This window comes from Janibacter sp. A1S7 (assembly GCF_037198315.1).
GTDB classification, from domain to species: domain Bacteria; phylum Actinomycetota; class Actinomycetes; order Actinomycetales; family Dermatophilaceae; genus Janibacter; species Janibacter alittae.
The window spans coordinates 457,664-478,568 of sequence record NZ_CP144913.1 but is presented as its reverse complement, the minus strand read 5'-3'; the positions used below and the strand labels follow the sequence as shown (position 1 = coordinate 478,568).

Here is a 20,905-nt window from a genome sequence, read left to right as displayed (position 1 = left end):
GGACACACATGAGCACCCCGTCAGAGCACCCGCAGGACCCGAACACGCACGAGCAGCAGTCGCAGGGCCCGGGCCCACAGGGCTCTCCGCCCCCACCGGGCGCGACCCCGCAGGGGCAGACCCCGCAGGGTCAGCCCCCGCAGGGGACGCCCCAGGGGGCCGGCACGCAGGGACCGCCCCCGCCCGCACCGGGCCAGGACCAGTACAGCAACCCGCAGCGCCAGTTCCCCCCGCAGAGCGGGGTCTGGGACACCAAGACACCGCTCACGCCCTCCGAGGAGCGCAACCTCGGGATGCTCTCCCACCTGGTCCCGGCGATCCTGCTCCCGCTGAGCGTGGGGACCCTGGGCTTCGTCGGCTCCCTGGTGATCTTCCTGCTGTACAAGGACCGCGGCCCCTTCGTGCGCCAGCACGCGGCCAACAGCCTCAACGTGCAGATCATCACCGCGATCCTGCTGGTCCTGTCCTCGCTGCTGATGTTCGTGCTGATCGGGTTCCTCTTCTACCCACTCGTGATCATCGTCGCGGTCGTCATCCACGTCATCGGGGCCGTCAAGGCCAACAACGGCGAGTGGTGGGCGCCGCCGCTGACGCCGCAGTTCGTCAGGTGATCCACCGGGCGAAGGGGGTCGTCGTCGCCGGCCACGGGGTCGCCTCCGGCCGCGCGGGCGACTCCCCCTTCGCCCGGGGCACGATCGCCCTGCAGGCGCCGCACTTCGCCGCCCGGGGACTGGACCTGACCCCCTTCGTCATGGCGACGGTCAACCTGGACCTCGCTCCGCGTCGGTTGTGGCCCCGGACGCCGCGATGGACCTTCCCCGACGTGGACTGGACGCACGTGCACGGGCCCGAGACCTTCTCCTTCCTCGAGTGCACGGTCCGACGGGACGCGGACGAGCACGAGGGGCTGGTCTACCTCCCCCACCCGCAGACCAAGCCGATGCACCACCAGCCCTCGACGGTGGTCGAGCTGCTGCTCCCGCCGCTGCCGGGTCTGGCTCCGGGAGATGAGCTCGAGGTGGCGGTCCCCCACGATCAGGCATACATCAGTGCCTGACGGCGTTGGACACGGCGAGCACGGAAAACGCCCGGACACACGTGTCCACAGCGCTGTTGCGCGTCGCGGTGACACGCGACCCAGCCTCCGCGCACCTTCCATAATCAAAGGTTATGTATGTCATAACGTGGACCTCTAGGTTTCGGGATTTTCCACGACCTACCATGGAAGAACGTCCGGGATCCCGGACGAGCACCGACTTTCCGCAAGGGGCCGACCAGCCACCATGAGCACCAGCACGCCGACCGAGACCAGGGACCGCGTCATCATCCGCTTCGCCGGCGACTCCGGCGACGGCATGCAACTGACCGGCGACCGGTTCACGGCAGACAGCGCGGCCCTGGGCAACGACCTGTCCACGCTGCCGAACTTCCCGGCCGAGATCCGCGCCCCCCAGGGCACGATGGCCGGGGTGAGCTCCTTCCAGCTGCACTTCGCCAGCTGGGACATCCTCACTCCCGGCGACGCCCCCGACGTCCTGGTCGCGATGAACCCCGCAGCGTTGAAGGCCAACCTCGCCGACGTCCCGCGCGGCGCGACGATCATCGTCAACACCGACGAGTTCACCACCCGGAACCTGAAGAAGGTCGGGTGGGCGAGCAGCCCTGTCGACGACGGCACCCTCGAGTCCTGGCACGTGCACCCCCTGCCGCTCACCTCGATCACCGTCGAGGCGCTCGCCGAGTTCGACTCCCTGACCCGCAAGGAGAAGGGGCGAGCGAAGAACATGTTCGCCCTGGGGCTGCTGTCGTGGATGTACTCCCGACCGATCACGGCCACGGAGGACTTCCTGACCAGCAAGTTCGGCGCCAAGCCGGACATCCTCGCCGCCAACCTCGCGGCCCTGCGCGCGGGGTGGAACTACGGCGAGACCACCGAGGACTTCGCCGTCCCGGTGACGGTCGAGGCGGCACCGACCCCCCCGGGCACCTACCGCAACGTCACCGGCAACACCGCGCTGGCCCTCGGACTGGTCAGCGGCGCGCACCGGGCGGGCCGTCCGCTCGTGCTCGGCTCCTACCCGATCACCCCGGCCAGCGACGTCCTGCACGCCCTGTCCGGGTTCAAGCGCCACGGCGTGACGACCATCCAGGCCGAGGACGAGATCGCGGCCATCGGCATGGCCCTGGGCGCCTCCTTCGGCGGGTCGATCGGCGTGACGACGACCTCCGGCCCCGGAGTCGCACTGAAGTCCGAGACCATCGGCCTGGCCGTCAGCCTCGAGCTGCCACTGGTCATCGTCGACGTCCAGCGAGGCGGCCCCAGCACCGGCCTACCGACCAAGACCGAGCAGTCCGACCTGCTGCAGGCGATGTTCGGGCGCAATGGCGAGTCCCCGGTGCCGATCGTCGCCCCACAGACATCCGCCGACTGCTTCTCCGCGGCACTGGAGGCGGTGCGCATCGCCACGACCTACCGCACCCCGGTCTTCCTGCTCTCCGACGGCTACCTGGCCAACGGCTCCGAGCCGTGGCAGGTGCCCGCTGTCGAGGACCTCCCACGTTTTCCCGTCCAGCTGGCCACCGAGACCAACGGCGAGGACGACAAGGGCAACGCCGTCTTCCACCCCTACGTCCGCGACGAGGAGACCCTCGCCCGGGCGTGGGCCGTGCCCGGCACCGCCGGCCTCGAGCACCGCGTCGGTGGCATCGAGAAGGACTCGAAGACCGGCAACATCTCCTACGACCCGGACAACCACGACCTGATGGTGCGCACGCGTGCCGCCAAGGTCGCCAAGGTCGCCGATGCGATCGGTGACCTCGAGGTCGACGACCCGACCGGGGACGCCACGGTCCTCGTCCTGGGCTGGGGCTCGACCTACGGACCCAACCTCGCGGCCGTGCGGCGACTGCGCACCCGCGGCGAGTCCGTCGCCCACGCGCACCTGCGCCACCTCAACCCCTTCCCCGCCAACACCGGCGAGGCCCTGCGACGCTACGAGCGCGTCATCGTGCCGGAGATGAACCTCGGCCAGCTGGCGATGCTCCTGCGCGCGGAGTTCCTCGTCGACGTCCGTTCCCACACCTCGGTGCGCGGCCTTCCCTTCAAGGTCGCCGATCTCGTCGAAGTCATCGACGCAGCCCTCCAGGAGGTTCGAGCATGACCATGGATCTCGGTATCCCCACCGTCGCCTCCGGCACAGCAGGCGTCCCCGCAGCCGCTGACGGCGAGACACAGACCCGCAAGGACTTCGCGTCCGACCAGGAGGTGCGTTGGTGCCCGGGCTGCGGTGACTACGCGGTCCTCGCCGCCGTGCAGGGCTTCCTGCCCGAGCTCGGGTTGCGCAAGGAGAACATCACCTTCGTCTCCGGGATCGGCTGCTCGTCGCGCTTCCCGTACTACCTCGACACCTATGGCATGCACTCCATCCACGGGCGCGCGCCGGCGATCGCAACGGGCCTGGCGACCAGCCGCGAGGACCTGTCGGTGTGGGTCGTCACCGGCGATGGCGATGCGCTGTCGATCGGTGGCAACCACCTCATCCACGCGATGCGCCGCAACGTCAACATGACGATCCTGCTCTTCAACAACCGGATCTACGGACTGACCAAGGGCCAGTACAGCCCGACGTCGCAGTCCGGTCTGGTGACCAAGTCCTCGCCGATGGGCAGCGTCGACGCCCCCTTCAACCCGGTCTCCCTCGCCCTGGGCGCCGAGGCGACCTTCGTCGCGCGCACGATGGACTCCGACCGCAAGCACCTGACCGAGGTGCTCAAGCAGGCCGCGGCCCACCGCGGGACATCGCTGGTGGAGATCTACCAGAACTGCCCGATCTTCAACGACGGCGCCTTCGAGCTGATCAAGGACGTCGAGCAGAAGAAGGCCCGCCTGGTCCACCTCGTCGACGGCGAGCCGGTCACCATCGGCGACGAGGGCGAGCGCGAGGCGCTCGTGCGTGGCGAAGGGGGCTCGGTCACCTTCCTCCCCGAGGGCGAGGTGTCCTCGCGGGGCCTGGCCGATCAGGTCGTCGTCCACGACGTGAGCCTGTCCGACCCCAGCCAGGCCTTCTCGATCAGCCGTCTGGACTCGGAGTCGATGACCCACGTACCGATGGGGGTCTTCCGCTCGGTCGACCGCCCGACCTACGACGACCAGACCCGTGCGCAGGTCGATTCCGCGATCGACCTCGCCGGTGGCCCCGCGGGTGACGCGGACCTGCAGGAGCTGCTCTACGGGAACGACACCTGGACCGTCGAGTAGTCGCAACTGCCTGGGCTCGTGCACTCCCCTTCGCAACTGCTGGGGCTCGTGCGGATGGACGGCCGTGGAGTCAGGCGCCGAGGACTCGGGTCAGGTAGTCGTTGGCGAGGACCCGGTCCGGGTCGAGCCGGTCACGCACCGCGCGGAAGTCGGTCATCCTCGGGTAGAGCCCGGCCAGCTCATCGGCCCCGAGCCGGTGCATCTTGCCCCAGTGAGGCCGACCCGCGTGGGCGGCGGCGATGTCCTCGAAGGCCGCGAAGTACTCCCGGTGGTCGGCCCGGTGGTACTGGTGGACGGCGATGTAGGCATTCGCCCGCTCGTAGCCCGTCGACAGCCAGATGTCGTCCGGTGCAGCGACCCGCACCTCGACGGGGAAGGACACCGGCTCCCGTCGCCGCTCGACCCAGGCCGCGAGGTCGGTGAGCACGTCCGCCACGGCCTCCCTGGGCACGGCGTACTCGGACTCGAGGAAGCGCACGGTGCGGGGTGTGCAGAAGACCTCGTGCGAGGGCCCGGTGTACGTGCGCTCGGTGAGCACCCGGGCCGCGATCTCGTTGAAGGGCAGGACCGCTCGCGGGACACCGGTCAGCAGTCGGTTGGCCGCGCCGAAGACGGTGTTGGACAGGAACTCGTCGTCCAGACGGCGACGCCAGGGCGCCAACGGCTCGTCGACCGAGTCATCGACGAGGTCGTTGGCCTTGGTCTGCACCCGTCGGGTACCGGGGAACCAGTACATCTCGAAGTGCCGGTGCGCATCGAACAGCTCCTGGATCCGCGGGAGCACGGTGTCGAGGGAGTCGGGACGCTCGACGGCGCGCAGCCGGTAGGCGGGCAGGCAGGCCAGCTCCAGCTCGGTGATCACTCCCAGCGCACCGAGGCCCAGGCGAGCGGCGCCGAAGAGCTCGGGGTCGGACGCGTCGATCCACCGACTACTCCCGTCCGGGGTGACCAGTCGCAGACCGGCGATGCCGGCGGAGAGGCCGGGCAGCGTCGCCCCGGTGCCGTGGGTACCGGTGGACAACGCGCCCGAGATGGTCTGGGCATCGATGTCGCCGAGGTTGGGCATGGCCAGACCGAGCAGGTCAAGGGCCTGGTTCAGGAGGCGAAGGGGGGTCCCCGCCAGGACCCGGACGCGGCCGGTCTCCCGGTCGGCCGAGACGATCCCGGTCAGGTGCTCGAGGCTCAGCTGCAGGTCTGCGGGCTGCGCGACGGCCGTGAACGAGTGGCTGCTGCCGACGGGCTTGACCCGTCGCCCGCGCGCGGCGGCATCCCGCACGGTCTCCGCGAGCGCCTCCGGGGTGCGGGGGCGCAGCACCTCCGGGGATGCCGTGACGGTACCCGCCCAGTTGGTCCACGTTGCGCTCATCCGAAGTTCTTCCTCTCACCGCGGTAGGTGGGCACGACGTCGACGACCTCGCCACCGCGCACCACCACGTACTCGTCGAACCGTTCGGCCAGCTCCCCCGCCTTGGCGTGCCGGAACCACACGCGGTCACCGAGGGCGAGGTCGCGAGCAGCCTTGCCGCGCAAGGGTGTCTGCACCTCGCCGACGCCCTCGGCCCCGATCAGGTCCAGGCCCTGCGGATGGAACACGGACGGCACCCGGCTCGCCCCCGCGACGCCGGAGGCGACGTACCCGCCGGAGAAGACGGTGACGATGTTCTTCGCCGGGCGCCGGACGACGGGCAGCGCGAAGGCCACCGCCGGCTGCGGGCTGAAGGCGTCGTAGCCGTCGAAGAGCGTCGGCCCGACCAGGCCGGATCCGGCGGCGAGCTCGGTCAGGGCGGGGTCCGCGCCGGTCACCTCGAGCGATCCGGTACCACCGCCGTTGACGATGCGAAGGGGGCCGACCGCCTCCTCCACAGCCGTGCGCACCGCGCCGCGTCGCCGGTGCAGGGAGGCGTCGCTGCGCGCCTTGACGAAGCGCACCGCAGCCGAGCTGTCCGGCAGCCCGGCGATCTGGGCGTCGTAGAACATCAGCCCCACGACCCGCAGCCCCGCCCGGTGAGCAGCCGTGGCGACGGCGGCCGCTCGCCGCGGGGAGCGGATCGGGCTGCGGCGCACGCCCAGGTGCGCGGGGCCCACCCGTAGCGAGGCGTCGACGTCGATGACGACGCGCACCGGGGTGCCGGCGGGCAGCCATCGCCGCAGGACGTCGACGTGCTCGACGGAGTCCACGGCGATCGCGACCTCCTCGAGCGCCTGCTCGTCCCGGGCCAGTCTGCCGAGGGCGTCGCGGTCGGTCGTCGGATAGGCCACGAAGAGGTCCTTCGCCCCGGTCCCGGCCAACCACAGCGCCTCGGGCAAGGAGTAAGACATCACGCCGGCGAAACCCTCGAGCCCCAGCGCCCGCTCCAGCAGGTGTCGCACCCGGATCGACTTGCTCGCCACCCGGATCGGTCGCCCGGCGGCGCGTCGGGTGAGGTCGGCCGCATTGGCGTCGAAGGCGTCGAGATCGACGACGGCGAAGGGGGCGGTCCGCCCCCGCGTCGCGTGTTCCCAGGCAGTGACTCGGTTCATCAGCCCAATGTTACCCGGGGGTCAAACTCCATCGGCGGCAATCGAGCGGGTCGGGTTCAGCGGCCGCCACGGGCTTCGACCCGGCCCAAGCAGTGGCAGTCGTGCGCGTACGCTCGTGCAGGTGACTCGTGAACGCCACGGGCTCGGCGTCGTGGCCGCCTGGCTCGCCTATGGCATCTGGGGACTCTTCCCGCTGTACTTCCACGCCCTGCGTCCCGCGGGCGCGGACGAGATCCTCGCCCACCGGATCCTGTGGACGCTCGTCCTGTGCGCCTTCGTCCTCGTGCTGCGCCATGAGTTGTTCGACCTGCTGCGACAGCTGCGCGGTCGGCTGGCGCTCGGGGTCGGGATCGCGGCGTACCTGATCGGCATCAACTGGTTCGTCTACGTCTACGCCGTCGGGACCGGACGCACGAACGAGGCGGCCCTGGGCTACTTCCTCAACCCGATCGTCACCGTCGCACTCGGGGTGCTCGTCCTGGGCGAACGGTTGCGGCCGCTCCAGTGGGTCGCCGTGGGGATCGGCGCACTGGCAGCTCTCTACCTCACCTTCGCCGGGGGTGGGCTGCCGTGGATCTCTCTCGTGCTCGCCTGCTCCTTCGGCGGGTACGGCCTGACCAAGAAGCGCCTCGGGGCGACCCTCCCGGCGCTCAGCTCGTTGTCGGCGGAGACGATCTTCCTCGCTCCTCCCGCGCTGGGCCTGGTGTGGTGGCTGTCTGCGACCGGCGAGTCGACCTTCACCAGCGAGGGCACATGGCACCTGCTGCTGCTCGTCTCGGCCGGCGTCGTCACCGCGATACCGCTGCTGCTCTTCGCCGAGGCGGCTCGACGGATCCCACTCGTGACGATCGGGCTGATCCAGTTCATCACGCCCGTGCTGCAGCTGATCGTCAGCGTGACGATCCTGCGGGAGCAACTGAGCACGGCGCGGTGGGTCGGCTTCGCCATCGTCTGGGTCGCGCTGATCTTCCTCAGCATCGACTCGCTGGCCACCGCCCGCCGCCGTCGTCGTCCACCGGCGGACGAGGTCGAGCTCCTGGAGCCGGTCGAACCGCTGTAACCGGACGGCGTCAGCCCACGCGGTGGACGACGCCGTCCATGAGGGCGATCAGCGCCGACTTCGCGTCGCCGTCCGGCAGCGGTGCGAGGGCCTCGACGGCCCTACGGCCGACCGCGAGGGTCTCCTCGCGGGCCTGCACCATCGCGGGGTGGGCACGCAGCAGCTCCAGGGCCCGATCGAGCCGGTCCTGGTCCTTCAGGTCCGAGCGCAGGAGGTCCTGCAACTCCGCATCGGCCCGGTCCGTGGACGCGAGGACGTTGAGCACCGGGAGGGTGCGTTTGCCCTCGCGCAGGTCGGTACCCGGCGTCTTGCCGGTCTCCCCCGACTCGCTCGCGATGTCGAGGAGGTCGTCCGCCAGCTGGAAGGCCACTCCGAGCCGCTCGCCGTACTCGGTCACGGCGGCGATGACGTCGTCCGAGCAGCCGCCGTACATCGCGCCGTAGCGGGCGGCTGTGGCGACGAGGACCCCGGTCTTGTCGGCGAGGATCCCGCGGTAGTACTCACGAGGGTCCTGGCCCCCGGGACAGGGACGATCATCACGGATCTGCCCGGAGCACAACCGGATGAAGGTCCGTGCCTGGATCCGCACGGCGTCGGCACCGAGGTCGGCGATGATGTCCGACGCCGTGCCGAAGAGGAGGTCACCGATGAGGATCGCCGTCGAGTTGCCGTACAGCGCGTTCGCGCTCGGCGCCCCCCGACGCAGGTCGGCCTCGTCCATGACGTCGTCGTGGTACAGGCTGGCCAGGTGGGTGAGCTCGACGCCCGCGGCCGCCGCAACGACCTTGTCGTCGATCCCGTCACCCAGCTCGGCGACGAGCATCGTCAGCACGGGACGGAAGCGCTTGCCTCCCGCCTTCGCGAGGTGCAGGTTCGCCTCGGTGATGAAGTCGCTCTCGTTCTGCGCACGATCGATGATCATCCGCTCGACCTGCTCCAGACCGACCGTGAGACGAGCGCTCAGCTCGTCGCTCGCCTGCGGGAGCGCGAGGAGGGGTGGTGTCGTGCTGGTCTCGTCCGTCATCGCGTGATGAGGACGCTGGACTGCTCGGCGAGCTCGAGCAGCGGGCCGGGGTAGACGCCCAGGACGATGGTCACGACGACTCCGGTCGTGATGACCACGAGCGACATCGTGGCCGGCGTCGCGATCACCACATCGCCCGTGGGCTCGGTGAAGTACATCAGCACGATCAGACGCACGTAGACGAAGGCCGTCACGGCCGAGGCCAGCACACCGATGACCACGAGCACCGTCCCGGACAGGCCGCCGTACTCCAGGGCGGGCATGAACGCGGCGACCTTGGCCGTGAATCCGGAGGTCAGCGGGATGCCGGCGAAGGCGAGCATCAGCAGGGCGAAGGCCGCCGAGATCCACGGGTGCCGACGTCCCAGCCCCGCCCACTGGGACAAGTGGGTCGCCTCGGCCTCACGCTCCCGGACGAGGTGGACGATGGCGAAGACCGCGATGGTCGAGATGCCGTAGGAGACGACGTAGAAGAGCACACCGGTGATGGCCGTGACGTCGAAGGCGATCAGGGCCACCAGGATGAAGCCGGCGTGCGAGATCGCCGAGTAGGCGAGCAGTCGCTTGATGTCCGTCTGGGTCACCGACAGCACCGCGCCCACGATCATGGTCAGGGCGGCGATGACGACCACGCCCATGCGCCACTCCCACCGGGTGGTCTCCATCCCGACGTAGAGCAGCCGCACCAGCGCGCCGAAGGCAGCGGCCTTGGTCGCGGCGGCCATGAAACCGGTGACGGGGCTGGGCGCGCCCTGGTACACGTCCGGGGTCCACGAGTGGAACGGGACGGCGCCGACCTTGAACAGCAGGCCGATGATGACCATGGCGACGCCCGGCAGCAGCAGACCCTCGAAGTTGCCGTTCGAGGTGCTGGTCGCCTCGGCGATGTCGGCCAGGTGCAGCGACCCGGCGTAGCCGTAGAGCAGCGCCGCGCCGAAGAGGAAGAAGCCGGAGGAGAAGGCGCCGAGCAGGAAGTACTTCAGCGCCGCTTCCTGCGAGAGCAGACGACGACGCCGGGCCAGACCCGACATCAGGTAGAGCGGCAGCGACAGGACCTCGAGCGCGACGAACATCGTCAGCAGGTCGTTCGACGCGGGGAAGAGCAGCATGCCTGCCAGCGCGAAGAGCGTCAGCGGGAACACCTCGGTGGTCGACCATCCCTTGCGGGCGGCCTGTGCCTCGAGGTTGGACCCCGGACTCGCCGCACCCATCGGGGTGAAGGCGTCGGCGGTCTCCCCACCGAGACGATCGGCCATGACCAGCAGCCCGAGCAGACCCAGCACCAGCAACGTGCCCTGGAAGAAGCGGGTCGGCTCGTCGACGGCGACGGTGCCGCCGACGGTCACCCCGATCTGGTCACCGGTCATCAGCACGAGGGCGGCGAACGACAGCACGACCGTGGCCAGCGCGACGACCACCTGCGTCAGGTGACGCCTCGGGCGGGGCACGAAGGCCTCGACGAGCACTCCGACGAAGCCCCCCACGAGGAGCACGATCATCGGCGACAGCGCCCAGTAGCTGATCTGGGGCGCGTCGAAGGCGGTGGGCAGGACGAAGGGCATCAGTTGTCACTCCCGGAGGTCGAGCTGGCGTCGGCCGGCCCAGAGGGTGCGGTCGGGGCCACGTCTGAGACACCGACGATCTCGAGGGTGCGCTCGACGGCGGGGTTGAGCGTGTCCAGCACCGGCGCCGGGAAGAACCCGAGCAGGACCAGCGAGGCCACGATCGGGGCCATGACGACCTTCTCCCGCAGGCCGAGGTCCGCCACCGCCGCGGGCAGACGACTGGCAGGCCGACCGGCGTCGAGGTCCGCGCGCACGTACTCCACGTGCGCGGGTGCCGGCGCCCCGCCCCCTTCGTCCGGCTCGCCGATGACCGGTGGCGGACCGGTGAAGATCCGCTTGTACATCAACAGGATGTACAGGGCCGCCAGGACCACGGCCCACACCGCGAAGGCGGTCGCGACCGGGTGGCGTCCCCACGTGCCCGCGATGACGAGGAACTCGGAGACGAAGGGGGACAGACCCGGCAGCGACAGGCTCGCCAGCCCGGCGAGCAGGAACAGCCCGGCGAGCACCGGGGTGACCCGCTGCCAGCCGCCGTAGTCGTCGATGCGTTGACTGCCGCGGCGCACGATGAGCATCCCCGCCAGGAGGAAGAGCGCGGCCGTCGCGAAGCCGTGGTTGACCATGTACAGGTTGCTGCCGGCGTGGGAGGCCGACGTGAAGGCGAAGATGCCCAGCACGATGAAGCCGAAGTGGCTGATCGAGGTGAAGGCGATCAGGCGCATCATGTCCGCCTGACCGATGGCCAGGATCGCACCGTAGAGCACCGAGAAGACCGCGAGGACGACGACCACCGGGCTGGCCCACTGGCTGGCCTCCGGGAAGAGCTGGAGGCAGAAGCGGATCATGCCGAACGTGCCGACCTTGTCGAGCACCCCGACGAGCAGCGTCGCCACCGCCGGCTTGGACGCGGCGGCCGCGTCCGGGAGCCAGGTGTGGACCGGCCACATCGGGGCCTTCACCGCGAAGGCGATGAAGAAGGCGATGAACAGCCAACGGCCGGTGGTCGTGCTCATCTCCAGGCCGGTGAGGTTCTCGACGAGGAAGCCGTCGGCACCCCCGGGACCCTGGACGTAGAGGGCGATGACACCGACGAGCATGATCAGTCCGCCGGCGAGGCTGAAGAGCAGGAACTTCAGTGCCGCACCGCGACGGTTGTCCCCGCCGAACATCCCGATGAGGAAGTAGACCGGGATGAGCATCGCCTCGAAGAAGACGTAGAAGAGGAACACGTCCGTCGACGCGAAGACACCGACCATGAAGGGCAGCAGCAGCAGGAGCATCGCGAAGTAGGCCTTCTCCCGCGGGCCGCCCTCGGGGATGTCCCGCCAGGCGGCGAGCAGGCAGACGGGCACGAGCACGAGCGCCATGAGGATCAGCGCGATGGCGATGCCGTCGACACCGAGCGAGTAGCTGACCCCGAGCTGCGGGATCCACTCGTGCTGCTCGACCATCTGGAACTGCTCGCTCGCACCCCGGGTGAAGCTCGTCGCCGTCGCGACGATCCCCAGCAGCAGGGTGAGCAGGGAGACTCCGAGAGCGATCGGCTTGGCCAGCGCGGCGCTGCGCGAGGGCAGGACCGCGACCACGCCCGCGCCGAGGAGCGGCACGACGATCAGCAGGGAGAGCCAGGGCATGTTGTCCATCAGTTGATCACCCACAGTGCTCCGAGGAAGGCGACGACGCCCGCGAGCATCGTCAGGGCATACGAGCGCGCGAAGCCGTTCTGGGCCCGTCGCAACCAGTTCGCGCTGCGCGCGATCGTGCGGGACAGACCACCGACACCGCCTCCGTCGACGATGTCACGGTCGACCTCGACCAGACCACGGGTGAGGCTGATCCCCGGGCTCATGAGCAGGACCTCGTTGAGGCCGTCCTGGTAGAGGTCCTTGCGTGCCGCGCGGGTCAGGGCCGAACCGACGGGGGCCACGACGGGCACCTCGTCCCGGCCGTAGACCAGCCAGGCCCACACGGCACCGATCGCGACGACGACCATCGTGGCGATGATCAGCACCGCCACCGGCAGCACCGGCTCGTCGTGGTCGGCGTGGCCGAGGGTGGGCTCGAGCCAGGTGGAGATCGGCGCGACCGTCGCGAGGACGAGGCCGAGGAAGGCCGAGCCGACGGCGAGGACCATCATCGGGATGGTCATCGTCAGCGGCGACTCGTGCGGGTCGACATCATCGCTCCAGCGCTTCTTGCCGTGGAAGGTCATGAAGAACAGGCGCGACATGTAGAAGGCGGTGATCCCGGCACCGATGAGCGCGGCCAGGCCGAAGACCCACGGACGCCACCCCTCACCGATGAAGGCGGCCTCGATGATCTTGTCCTTGCTCCAGAAGCCGGAGAAGGGGGGCACGCCCAGGATCGCGAGCCAGCCGAGGCCGAAGGTGACCCAGGTGATCTTCATGACCCCGGACAGGGCGCCGAAGCGGCGCATGTCCACCTGATCGTTCATCCCGTGCATCACCGAGCCGGCGCCGAGGAACATGCCGGCCTTGAAGAAGCCGTGCGTGATCAGGTGGAAGATGGCGAAGGCATAGCCGACCGGGCCGAGTCCGGCGGCGAGCATCATGTAGCCGATCTGGCTCATCGTGGACGCGGCGAGGGCCTTCTTCAGGTCGTCCTTGGCGCACCCGACGATCGCCCCGTACAGCAGGGTGATCGCGCCGACGATGACGACGGCGAGCTGCGCGTTGGGGGCGGCGTCGAAGAGGACGTGGCTGCGCACGATGAGGTAGACGCCGGCGGTGACCATCGTCGCCGCGTGGATCAGGGCCGAGACCGGGGTCGGGCCGGCCATGGCGTCCCCCAGCCAGGACTGCAGCGGGAACTGCGCCGACTTGCCGCACGCGGCGAGCAGCAGGAGCAGGCCGATGCCGGTGGCTGCGGCCTCGCTCGCACCGGAGACACCCTCGTTGACCGCCCCGAAGTCAGCGGTGCCGAAGGTCGCGAACATCATCGACATCGCCAGGATCAGCCCGACGTCACCGACGCGGTTGACGACGAAGGCCTTGTTCGCTGCGGTGGCGTAGGCCGGGTTGTGGTTCCAGAACCCGATGAGCAACCAGGAGGCGAGGCCGACGCCCTCCCAGCCGACGAAGAGCAGGAGGTAGGAGTCGGCGAGGACGAGCAGGAGCATCGACGCCACGAAGAGGTTCAGGTAGGCGAAGAAGCGACGCTTGTCCGGGTCGTGCTCCATGTACCCGAGCGAGTAGACGTGGATCAGCGATCCGACGAAGGTCACGAGCAGGACGAAGGCCACCGACAGCGGATCGATGAGCAGTCCGGCCGTCACGTCGATCGACCCGGCGGGGACCCAGTTGTACAACTCGATCGACGCGGCTCGCTCGGAGGGGTCCTTCGCGAGCAGCGCGACGAAGATCGCGGCTCCGACGACGAAGGAGCCCCAGGACAGGGCGGTCGCCAGCAGCGGACCGAAGGAGTCGGTGAGCCGGCCGCCGAGGAGCAGCAGCGCAGCGCCCAGCAGTGGCAGGGCGACGAGCAGCCAGCCGAGGGCGGTGACCCCCGAGGCCGGGCCGGGCTCGGCGACCGCGGTCACCTGGGCAGCCGTCGCAGACAGTGCGGTGAGCAAGGTGGCTCCTTACAGCTTCAGCAGGTTGGCGTCGTCGACCGAGGCCGACCGGCGGGCACGGAAGACGGCCATGATGATGGCCAGACCGACGACGACCTCGGCGGCGGCGACGACCATCACGAACATCGCGATGACCTGCCCCTCGACCGAGCCGTGCATGCGGGCAAAGGTGACGAAGACGAGAGATGCTGCGTTGAGCATGAGCTCGACACCCATGAAGACGATGATCGCGTTGCGCCGCAGCAGGACGGTCGCGCTGCCGATCGTGAAGAGGATGATCGCCAGGTAGATGTAGTTCAGTGGGCTCACTGCTGCCTCCCTTCGGGCGTGCTCTCGGACGCCGTGCGGCCCAGGGACTCGGTCGGCTCGTCGTCCACGACGCTCTCCCGCTCGTCGATCTCGGTGTAGCGGGTCGGTGGGGTGACCTGCTCACGAGCAGCCAGCACGCGGTTGACCGACAGATCCGAGATGCTGCCGTCGGGGAGAAGTGCCGGGGTGTCGACCGCGTTGTGGCGGGCGTAGACGCCCGGGACGGGCAGGCCCGCCAGGTGCTCGCCCTCGCGGAAGCGCTTCTCCATCCACTCCTTCTGCGTCGGCTTGGCGATGATCCGCTCGCGGTGCGCGAAGGTCATCGCGCCGAGCGCGGCGATCGTCAGCAGGGCGGCCGTGACCTCGAAGAGCCAGACGTACTTGCCGAAGATGAGGTAGGCGATGGCCTCGACGTTGCCCGGGTCGGTGTTGACCGCAGTCAGGTTCGGGTCACCGGTGTAGGTGATCCGACCTATGGCTCCGACGAGCAGGACGACCAGACCCAGGGACAGCAGCACGGTCATGAAGCGCTGGCCCTTGAGGGTCTCGACGAGTGAGTCCGAGTGGTCGACGCCCACGAGCATGACGACGAAGAGGAAGAGCATCATCACGGCGCCGGTGTAGACGAAGATGTGCACGATGCCCAGGAAGGGCGCTTCCTGCAGGAGGTAGAACGCCCCGACGACGATCATCGTCGTCACCATGCCGATGGCCGCGTGCACCGCCTTGCGGGCGAAGAGCAGCGCGAGTGCACCCGGGACGGCGATGGCGCTGAGCAGCCAGAAGACGACGGCCTCACCGGTGCTGGTCATCGAACGCCCTCCGACTGCTCGTCCGTCGTGGTCTCGTCGGTCTCGTCGGTCTCGTCGGTCTCGTCGGTCTCGTCGGTCTCGTCGGTCTCGTCGACGGCGTACTTGGTGACCCACTCACGCTGCTCGTCGGTCGCCGAGGTCACCTTGCCGTTGTAGTAGTCGCGCTCGTCCATGCCCTCGACCATCGGGTGGGGCGCGGAGATCATGCCCTCCTGCAACGGCGCCAGCAGCTGCTCCTTGGTGAAGATCAGATCAGCGCGGTTGTTGTCGGCCATCTCGTACTCGTTGGTCATCGTCAGCGCGCGCGTGGGGCAGGCCTCGATGCACAGGCCGCAGAAGATACAGCGCAGGTAGTTGATCTGGTAGATGTGCCCGTACCGCTCGCCGGGGCTGAAGCGCAGCCCCCGCTCGTCGTCGTTGTCCGCGCCCTCGACCAGGATCGCGTCCGCCGGGCACGCCCAGGCGCACAGCTCGCAGCCGACGCACTTCTCCAGGCCGTCGGGGTGACGGTTGAGCTGGTGACGTCCGTGGAACCGCGGCTGGGTCGGCCACTTCACCTCGGGGTACTCCTGCGTGGCGACCTTGCGGAACATCGTCTGGAAGGTCACCCCGAATCCGGCAACGGGGGCGAAGAGGTCTGCGAAGAACCCGCCCTTGGTCTCGTCATCGGCCACGGTTGTGCTCCTCCTGCTCGGCGAGCGGTGCGCTGGTCTGCTGGGTGCGCGCCGGCTTGGTGTCGATCGCGGTCCCGTCCCGGGGGGTCTCCACGAGCCGCTGACCCGGCAACGGCGGGACGGGGTGTCCGCCGGCGAAGGGGTCGATCTCGTCCGGGAGGACATCGGCCTCCTCGAGCGCCGCGGCCTTCTTCTCCGCGCGGGTCTCCCAGATCCACATGACCCCGAAGACGAGCACGGCAAGGAAGGCGATGATGATCAGCGATGAGACCGGGAAGGCCCGACCGAGGATGCTGATGGTGCTGTCACCGAAGAAGCCGGCGTCGGCGCCGCGGATGAAGGCCACGACGATGACCCAGGCCACGGCGACGGGCATGAGGAACTTCCAGCCCAGAGCCATGAACTGGTCGTAGCGGGTCCGCAGCAGGGTACCCCGCAGCCAGACGAAGCCCCACATGAACAGCCACATCTTGATGGTGAACCACAGCACGCCCCACCACCCGGTGTTGAGCATGCCGTCGCCGATCGCCGCGATGCCGGGAGGCGCCTGCCACCCACCGAGGAAGAAGGTGGTGGCCAGGGCCGAGACGGTGAACATGTTGACGTACTCACCGAGAAAGAACATCGCAAAGCGCATGCCCGAGTACTCGGTGAAGTAACCACCGACGAGTTCGCCCTCGCCCTCGGCGAGGTCGAAGGGCAGACGGTTGGTCTCGCCGACCATCGTGATGACGTACAGCACGAAGGACACGCAGGCCGGGATGATGAACCACAGGTCCGACTGGGCGGCGACGATCTCGCTCGTCGACATCGACCCGGCATACATGAAGACGGCCACGAGGGCCAGACCCATCGCGATCTCGTACGAGATGATCTGCGCGGTCGCGCGCAGGCCACCCAGCAGGGGGTAGGTCGAGCCGGCCGACCAGCCACCCAGGACGATGCCGTAGGCCGCGATGCCGGCGACCGCGAGCACGAGGAGTGCCGCGACGGGGAGGTCGGTCAGCTGCAGCGGCGTGGTGTGACCGAACATCTGCACCTCGCCACCGATCGGGACGATGGCGAAGGAGATGAAGGCCGCGGACGCGAAGACCACCGGCGCCATCGTGAAGATCAGGGCGTCGGCCGTCCCGGGCCGCACGTCCTCCTTGAGCATCGACTTCATGCCATCGGCCAGGGACTGGAGCAGGCCGAAGGGACCCACCCGGTTGGGCCCGGGACGCTGCTGCATCCGGCCGATCATGCGTCGCTCGAACCAGATCATCAGCAGGACGCTGAGAAGCAGGTAGACGAAGATCATCAGGGCCTTCACGAGCGAGAGCCACACCGGGGTGTCGCTGAAGTCGGCCACCACCGGCTGCTCGGCCGCCGTGGTCAGGATCGCGAGACTGTTCACGCGGCACCACCCTTCGTCACGGAGACGATCGCTCCGGCATGCCCGGAGAGGCTGCGCACGTCGCAGCTCTCGGAGTTCGTCGGCAGCCACACCACGTGGTCGACCATCGCACGGATGTCGGCCGGCAGCGTGATCCGCACGTCGTCGGCGGAGACCGTGACGAGGTCACCCTCGACGATCCCCAGCGCCTGCGCGGTCAGCGGTGACAGAGCCGCGCGCGGTGCCTTCGCGGTCCCGGCCAGGAAGGGCTCACCGTCCTGCATCGTGCCCTTGTCCAGCAACGGACGCCACGTCGCCAGGACGGCCTCGCCGGCGCCCGGCTCGGGCAGGGTGCGCGACGGGACGTCGGTCGTCGGACCGCTCACCGTCGGGGCTGCGGTGGCCTCGATGGCGCGGCGCGCCTCGGCCACGGTGCGAGTGCCGAGGAAGGCACCCATCTCGTCGGCGAGCATGTGCAGCACGCGGTGGTCGGGGAGGGCATTGGTCTCGAGGGAGACCTCGAAGGGACGCACGCGTCCCTCCCAGTCCATGAAGCTGCCCGCACGCTCCGCGTGCGGGGCCACCGGCAGGACGACGTCAGCGTGCTCGGTGACGTTGCTCGGGCGCACCTCGAGCGAGACGACGAAGGCACGCTCGAGAGCCTCCCGGGCTCCGGGGACACCGATGTCATCGGCGTCGACGCCACCGACGACGAGGCCACCGATCGACCCGGCCGACGCGGCGGCGAGGATCCCGGTCGCGTCGAGACCGTCACCACTGGGCAGGCAGCCGGCGTCGATCGCCCCGCGCTCTCCCGCCCGACGCGGGATCCAGGCCAGTCGGGCGCCGGTGGTCTCGGCCAGGCGAACGGCGGCGGTCAGCGCACCGGGCACGGTCGCCAGACGCTCACCGACGAGGATGACGGCGGACTCGTCGCGCAGGGCGGCGTGGGTCCGTGCCAGCGACTCGGGGGCATCGGCGCCGGCCAACGCGCTCAGCACCTCGGTCTCCGTGCCGGGAGCCGACGGGACGAGCGTGCCGCCCATCTTGTCCAGCCCGCGGGTCGCCATCGGCGCGACCGCGTGGACCGCCAGACCGTTGTGGCGGTAGGCCTTGCGCAGCCGCAGGAAGACGATGGGGCTCTCCTCCTCCGGCTCGAAGCCGACGAGGAGGACGGAGCCGGCCTTCTCCAGCTGCTCGTAGGTCACGCCTCCCGTTGGCGGGGTGGTACCCGCGACGTGACGCAGGAGGATGTCGCGCTCCTCGGCCGAGTGCGGCCGCGCGCGCATGTCGATGTTCTCGGTCCGCAGGACCTCACGGGCGAGGGTGGCGTAGGCGTGGGCGTCCTCGATGCTGACCCGGCCGCCGGTGAGCACACCGTGGCCCTCGGCGGCACGCAGGCCGTCCGCGGCGGTCGCGAGGGCCTCCTGCCACGAGACGACGCGGAGGTCACCCCCTTCGTCCCGGACCATCGGGAACTCGAGGCGGTCTCCCAAGGAGGCCCAGGTGAAGGCCCACCGGCCCTTGTCACAGTTCCACTCCTCGTTGACCTGCGGGTCGTTGCCAGCCATCCGGCGCAGAACCGTGCCGCGACGGTGGTCGGTGCGGATGGCGCAGCCGGAGGCACAGTGCTCGCAGACGTCGGGTGTCGACACGAGATCGAACGGACGCGAGCGGAAGCGGTACGCCGCACCGGTGAGCGCACCCACCGGGCAGATCTGGACGGTGTTGCCCGAGAAGTAGGACTCGAAGGGCTGCTCCTCGTAGATCAGCACCTGCTGCAGGGCGCCGCGCTCCCCCATCTCGATGAAGGGGTCACCGGCGATCTGGGACGAGAAGCGGGTGCAGCGGGTGCACAGGATGCAGCGATCGCGGTCCAGCAGGATCTGGGAGGAGATGTTGATCGGCTTGGGGTACGTGCGCTTGATGTCGTCGAAGCGCGAGGTCGGCCGACCGTTGCTCATCGACTGGTTCTGCAGGGGGCACTCACCCCCCTTGTCACAGACCGGGCAGTCCAGCGGGTGGTTGATCAGGAGCATCTCCATGATCCCCTGCTGGCCCTTGTCGGCGATCGGGGAGGTGTGCTGGCTGCGCACCTGCATGCCGTCGCTGACCGTCATGGTGCAGCTCGGTTGGGGCTTGGGCATCGGCTTGACGTTGCCCTCGCGGTCCGGGGTGGCTACCTCGACCAGACACTGGCGGCAGGCACCGATCGGGTCCAGCAGCGGGTGGTCGCAGAAGCGCGGGATCTCGATCCCGGCCTGCTCGGCCGCGCGGATGATCAGCGTGCTGCGGGGGACGGACACCTCCACCCCGTCGATGGTGACGGTGACGAGGTCGGGCTTCGGCTCGGCCTCGGGCGTCTGCTTGTCGCTCGTGGTGGTCATACGGTCACCTGCACAGTCTCCTGGTTGGCGAAGAGCGTCGAGGCTGCTGGCGGGAAGAGCTCGCTGGCCGGAGTGTGGCAGCCGGCCTCGAACTCCTCACGGAAGTACTGCACGGCCGAGGTGATCGGGCTGGTGGCGCCGTCCCCGAGCGCGCAGAACGCACGGCCGAGGATGTTGTCGCAGATGTCGACCAGCATGTCGATGTCCTGGCTCGTGCCCCGCCCTTCCTCGATGCGGTGCAGGATCTGGGCGAGCCAGTAGGTGCCCTCACGGCACGGGGTGCACTTGCCGCAGGACTCGTGCATGTAGAAGTCGTTCCACCGGGTCACCGCGCGCACGACGGAGACGGTGTCGTCGAAGATCTGCAGGGCACGGGTCCCGAGCATCGACCCGTGGGCGGCGACCGACTCGAAGTCGAGCGGCACGTCGAGGTGCCGGTCGGTGAAGATCGGGGTCGAGGAGCCCCCCGGCGTCCAGAACTTCAGCGGGTGGTTCGGGTCCCGCATGCCACCGGCCATCTCGATCAGCTCGCGCAGGGTGATCCCCAGTGGGGCCTCGTACTGGCCCGGGTGCTTGACGTGACCGGACAGGGAGAAGATCCCGAAGCCCTGGGACTTCTCGGTGCCCATGTCGGAGAACCACTCCGCGCCCTTGCCCACGATCAGCGGGACGGAGGCGATGCTCTCCACGTTGTTGACCACGGTGGGACGCGCGTACAGGCCGGCGACCGCAGGGAAGGGGGGCTTGAGACGGGGTTGGCCGCGGCGCCCCTCGAGGGAATCCAGCAGCGCGGTCTCCTCACCACAGATGTAGGCGCCGGCACCGGCGTGGACGACGATGTCCAGGTCGTAGCCCGTGCCGAGGATGTCCTTGCCGAGGTAGCCGGCCGCATAGGCCTCCTCGACCGCGCGCAGCAGGCGGCGGTAGACGTGGGCGGTCTCGCCGCGCACGTAGATGAAGGCCGTGTCGGAGCCGATGGCGAAGGAGGTGATGATCGCGCCCTCGATCAGGAAGTGCGGCGCGGCCATCATCAGTGGGATGTCCTTGCACGTGCCGGGCTCGGACTCGTCGGCGTTGACGACGAGGTAGCGCGGACCGCCGTCGTGCGGCGGGAGGAAGCCCCACTTCATGCCGGTGGGGAACCCTGCGCCACCGCGACCGCGCAGGCCGGAGTCCTTGGTCACCTGCACGAGGTCGACGGGGTCCATCTCCAGGGCCGAGCGCAGGGCTCGGTACCCACCGTTGTCCTCGTAGGTGGCCATGGTCCAGGACTGCGGGTGGTCCCAGAACTTGGTCAGGATCGGGGTCAGCTGCGTCGACATCCCG

17 protein-coding genes are annotated in these 20,905 nt (G+C 69.3%); 5 read left to right on the top strand and 12 right to left on the bottom strand.

What is annotated here, in order from left to right:
• The first annotated feature begins 8 nt into the window (after positions 1-8).
• The 4 genes from V1351_RS02340 (at position 9) to V1351_RS02325 (ending at position 4,258) form a co-directional block, all read left to right on the top strand.
• Entirely contained in the window at positions 9-611 is a 603-nt protein-coding gene (locus V1351_RS02340) for a DUF4870 domain-containing protein (RefSeq protein ID WP_338750345.1), read from the top strand.
• A complete protein-coding gene (locus tag V1351_RS02335; protein WP_338750343.1) occupies positions 575-1,057 on the top strand; it encodes a hypothetical protein in 483 nt (160 codons plus the stop codon). Before V1351_RS02340 ends, V1351_RS02335 begins: the two co-directional genes overlap by 37 nt.
• 226 nt (positions 1,058-1,283) lie before the next feature.
• Positions 1,284-3,161: a 2-oxoacid:acceptor oxidoreductase subunit alpha gene (locus V1351_RS02330; RefSeq protein WP_338750341.1), complete on the top strand. Its 1,878-nt coding sequence runs from the start codon at positions 1,284-1,286 to the stop codon at positions 3,159-3,161.
• Positions 3,158-4,258, top strand: coding sequence for a 2-oxoacid:ferredoxin oxidoreductase subunit beta (locus V1351_RS02325; RefSeq protein WP_338750339.1), 1,101 nt, complete (start codon positions 3,158-3,160; stop codon positions 4,256-4,258). The genes V1351_RS02330 and V1351_RS02325 overlap by 4 nt, the downstream gene beginning before the upstream one ends.
• Positions 4,259-4,328: 70 nt before the next feature.
• Here V1351_RS02325 and V1351_RS02320 read toward each other — a convergent pair whose 3' ends face one another.
• Together V1351_RS02320 and V1351_RS02315 are read right to left on the bottom strand one after the other, a co-directional pair.
• Positions 4,329-5,624, bottom strand: a complete 1,296-nt coding sequence (locus V1351_RS02320; protein WP_338750337.1) for a D-arabinono-1,4-lactone oxidase — start codon at positions 5,622-5,624, stop codon at positions 4,329-4,331.
• Complete coding sequence (locus V1351_RS02315; RefSeq protein ID WP_338750335.1) at positions 5,621-6,778, bottom strand: alanine racemase; 1,158 nt, start codon at positions 6,776-6,778, stop codon at positions 5,621-5,623. Before V1351_RS02315 ends, V1351_RS02320 begins: the two co-directional genes overlap by 4 nt.
• A 121-nt stretch (positions 6,779-6,899) precedes the next feature.
• On the opposite strand from V1351_RS02315, the gene rarD reads away from it, so the two are divergent.
• Positions 6,900-7,838: an EamA family transporter RarD gene (gene rarD / locus V1351_RS02310; protein ID WP_338750333.1), complete on the top strand. Its 939-nt coding sequence runs from the start codon at positions 6,900-6,902 to the stop codon at positions 7,836-7,838.
• A 10-nt stretch (positions 7,839-7,848) separates the two neighbouring features.
• On the opposite strand, the gene V1351_RS02305 is transcribed toward rarD, so the two are convergent.
• Genes V1351_RS02305 through nuoF form a run of 10 tightly spaced genes read right to left on the bottom strand, consistent with a single transcriptional unit; the run spans position 7,849 to position 20,901 of the window.
• A complete protein-coding gene (locus tag V1351_RS02305; protein ID WP_338750331.1) occupies positions 7,849-8,862 on the bottom strand; it encodes a polyprenyl synthetase family protein in 1,014 nt (337 codons plus the stop codon).
• Positions 8,859-10,424, bottom strand: a complete 1,566-nt coding sequence (nuoN, locus tag V1351_RS02300) for an NADH-quinone oxidoreductase subunit NuoN (RefSeq protein WP_338750329.1) — start codon at positions 10,422-10,424, stop codon at positions 8,859-8,861. Before nuoN ends, V1351_RS02305 begins: the two co-directional genes overlap by 4 nt.
• On the bottom strand, positions 10,424-12,073 hold the full coding sequence (locus V1351_RS02295; protein ID WP_338750327.1) for an NADH-quinone oxidoreductase subunit M: 1,650 nt from the start codon (positions 12,071-12,073) through the stop codon (positions 10,424-10,426). Before V1351_RS02295 ends, nuoN begins: the two co-directional genes overlap by 1 nt.
• Positions 12,073-14,022: an NADH-quinone oxidoreductase subunit L gene (gene nuoL, locus V1351_RS02290; protein ID WP_422388999.1), complete on the bottom strand. Its 1,950-nt coding sequence runs from the start codon at positions 14,020-14,022 to the stop codon at positions 12,073-12,075. Before nuoL ends, V1351_RS02295 begins: the two co-directional genes overlap by 1 nt.
• A 9-nt stretch (positions 14,023-14,031) precedes the next feature.
• Positions 14,032-14,331, bottom strand: coding sequence for an NADH-quinone oxidoreductase subunit NuoK (nuoK, locus tag V1351_RS02285; RefSeq protein ID WP_185990632.1), 300 nt, complete (start codon positions 14,329-14,331; stop codon positions 14,032-14,034).
• A complete protein-coding gene (locus tag V1351_RS02280) occupies positions 14,328-15,143 on the bottom strand; it encodes an NADH-quinone oxidoreductase subunit J (protein WP_338750325.1) in 816 nt (271 codons plus the stop codon). The genes nuoK and V1351_RS02280 overlap by 4 nt, the downstream gene beginning before the upstream one ends.
• Positions 15,140-15,817, bottom strand: a complete 678-nt coding sequence (nuoI, locus tag V1351_RS02275) for an NADH-quinone oxidoreductase subunit NuoI (RefSeq protein ID WP_338750323.1) — start codon at positions 15,815-15,817, stop codon at positions 15,140-15,142. Before nuoI ends, V1351_RS02280 begins: the two co-directional genes overlap by 4 nt.
• The gene (gene nuoH, locus V1351_RS02270; RefSeq protein ID WP_338750321.1) at positions 15,807-17,213 is read right to left on the bottom strand and encodes an NADH-quinone oxidoreductase subunit NuoH; all 1,407 of its coding nucleotides are present in this window, start codon (positions 17,211-17,213) and stop codon (positions 15,807-15,809) included. The genes nuoI and nuoH overlap by 11 nt, the downstream gene beginning before the upstream one ends.
• Complete coding sequence (locus tag V1351_RS02265) at positions 17,210-19,579, bottom strand: NADH-quinone oxidoreductase subunit G (RefSeq protein WP_338750319.1); 2,370 nt, start codon at positions 19,577-19,579, stop codon at positions 17,210-17,212. Before V1351_RS02265 ends, nuoH begins: the two co-directional genes overlap by 4 nt.
• Positions 19,576-20,901 carry an NADH-quinone oxidoreductase subunit NuoF gene (gene nuoF / locus V1351_RS02260; protein ID WP_338750317.1) on the bottom strand — a complete coding sequence of 442 codons (1,326 nt, stop codon included), beginning with the start codon at positions 20,899-20,901 and terminating at the stop codon, positions 19,576-19,578. Before nuoF ends, V1351_RS02265 begins: the two co-directional genes overlap by 4 nt.
• Positions 20,902-20,905 lie beyond the last annotated feature (4 nt).

What these genes read in the sequence shown, in the direction of transcription:
- V1351_RS02320 (WP_338750337.1), bottom strand. Translation starts at nt 5,624, where the DNA reads ATGAGCGCAACGTGGACCAACTGGGCGGGTACCGTCACGGCATCCCCG.
- V1351_RS02330 (WP_338750341.1), top strand. Translation starts at nt 1,284, where the DNA reads ATGAGCACCAGCACGCCGACCGAGACCAGGGACCGCGTCATCATCCGC.
- V1351_RS02295 (WP_338750327.1), bottom strand. Translation starts at nt 12,073, where the DNA reads ATGGACAACATGCCCTGGCTCTCCCTGCTGATCGTCGTGCCGCTCCTC.
- V1351_RS02325 (WP_338750339.1), top strand. Translation starts at nt 3,158, where the DNA reads ATGACCATGGATCTCGGTATCCCCACCGTCGCCTCCGGCACAGCAGGC.
- V1351_RS02340 (WP_338750345.1), top strand. Translation starts at nt 9, where the DNA reads ATGAGCACCCCGTCAGAGCACCCGCAGGACCCGAACACGCACGAGCAG.
- V1351_RS02315 (WP_338750335.1), bottom strand. Translation starts at nt 6,778, where the DNA reads ATGAACCGAGTCACTGCCTGGGAACACGCGACGCGGGGGCGGACCGCC.
- V1351_RS02280 (WP_338750325.1), bottom strand. Translation starts at nt 15,143, where the DNA reads ATGACCAGCACCGGTGAGGCCGTCGTCTTCTGGCTGCTCAGCGCCATC.
- V1351_RS02265 (WP_338750319.1), bottom strand. Translation starts at nt 19,579, where the DNA reads ATGACCACCACGAGCGACAAGCAGACGCCCGAGGCCGAGCCGAAGCCC.
- nuoN (WP_338750329.1), bottom strand. Translation starts at nt 10,424, where the DNA reads ATGCCCTTCGTCCTGCCCACCGCCTTCGACGCGCCCCAGATCAGCTAC.
- nuoF (WP_338750317.1), bottom strand. Translation starts at nt 20,901, where the DNA reads ATGTCGACGCAGCTGACCCCGATCCTGACCAAGTTCTGGGACCACCCG.
- V1351_RS02305 (WP_338750331.1), bottom strand. Translation starts at nt 8,862, where the DNA reads ATGACGGACGAGACCAGCACGACACCACCCCTCCTCGCGCTCCCGCAG.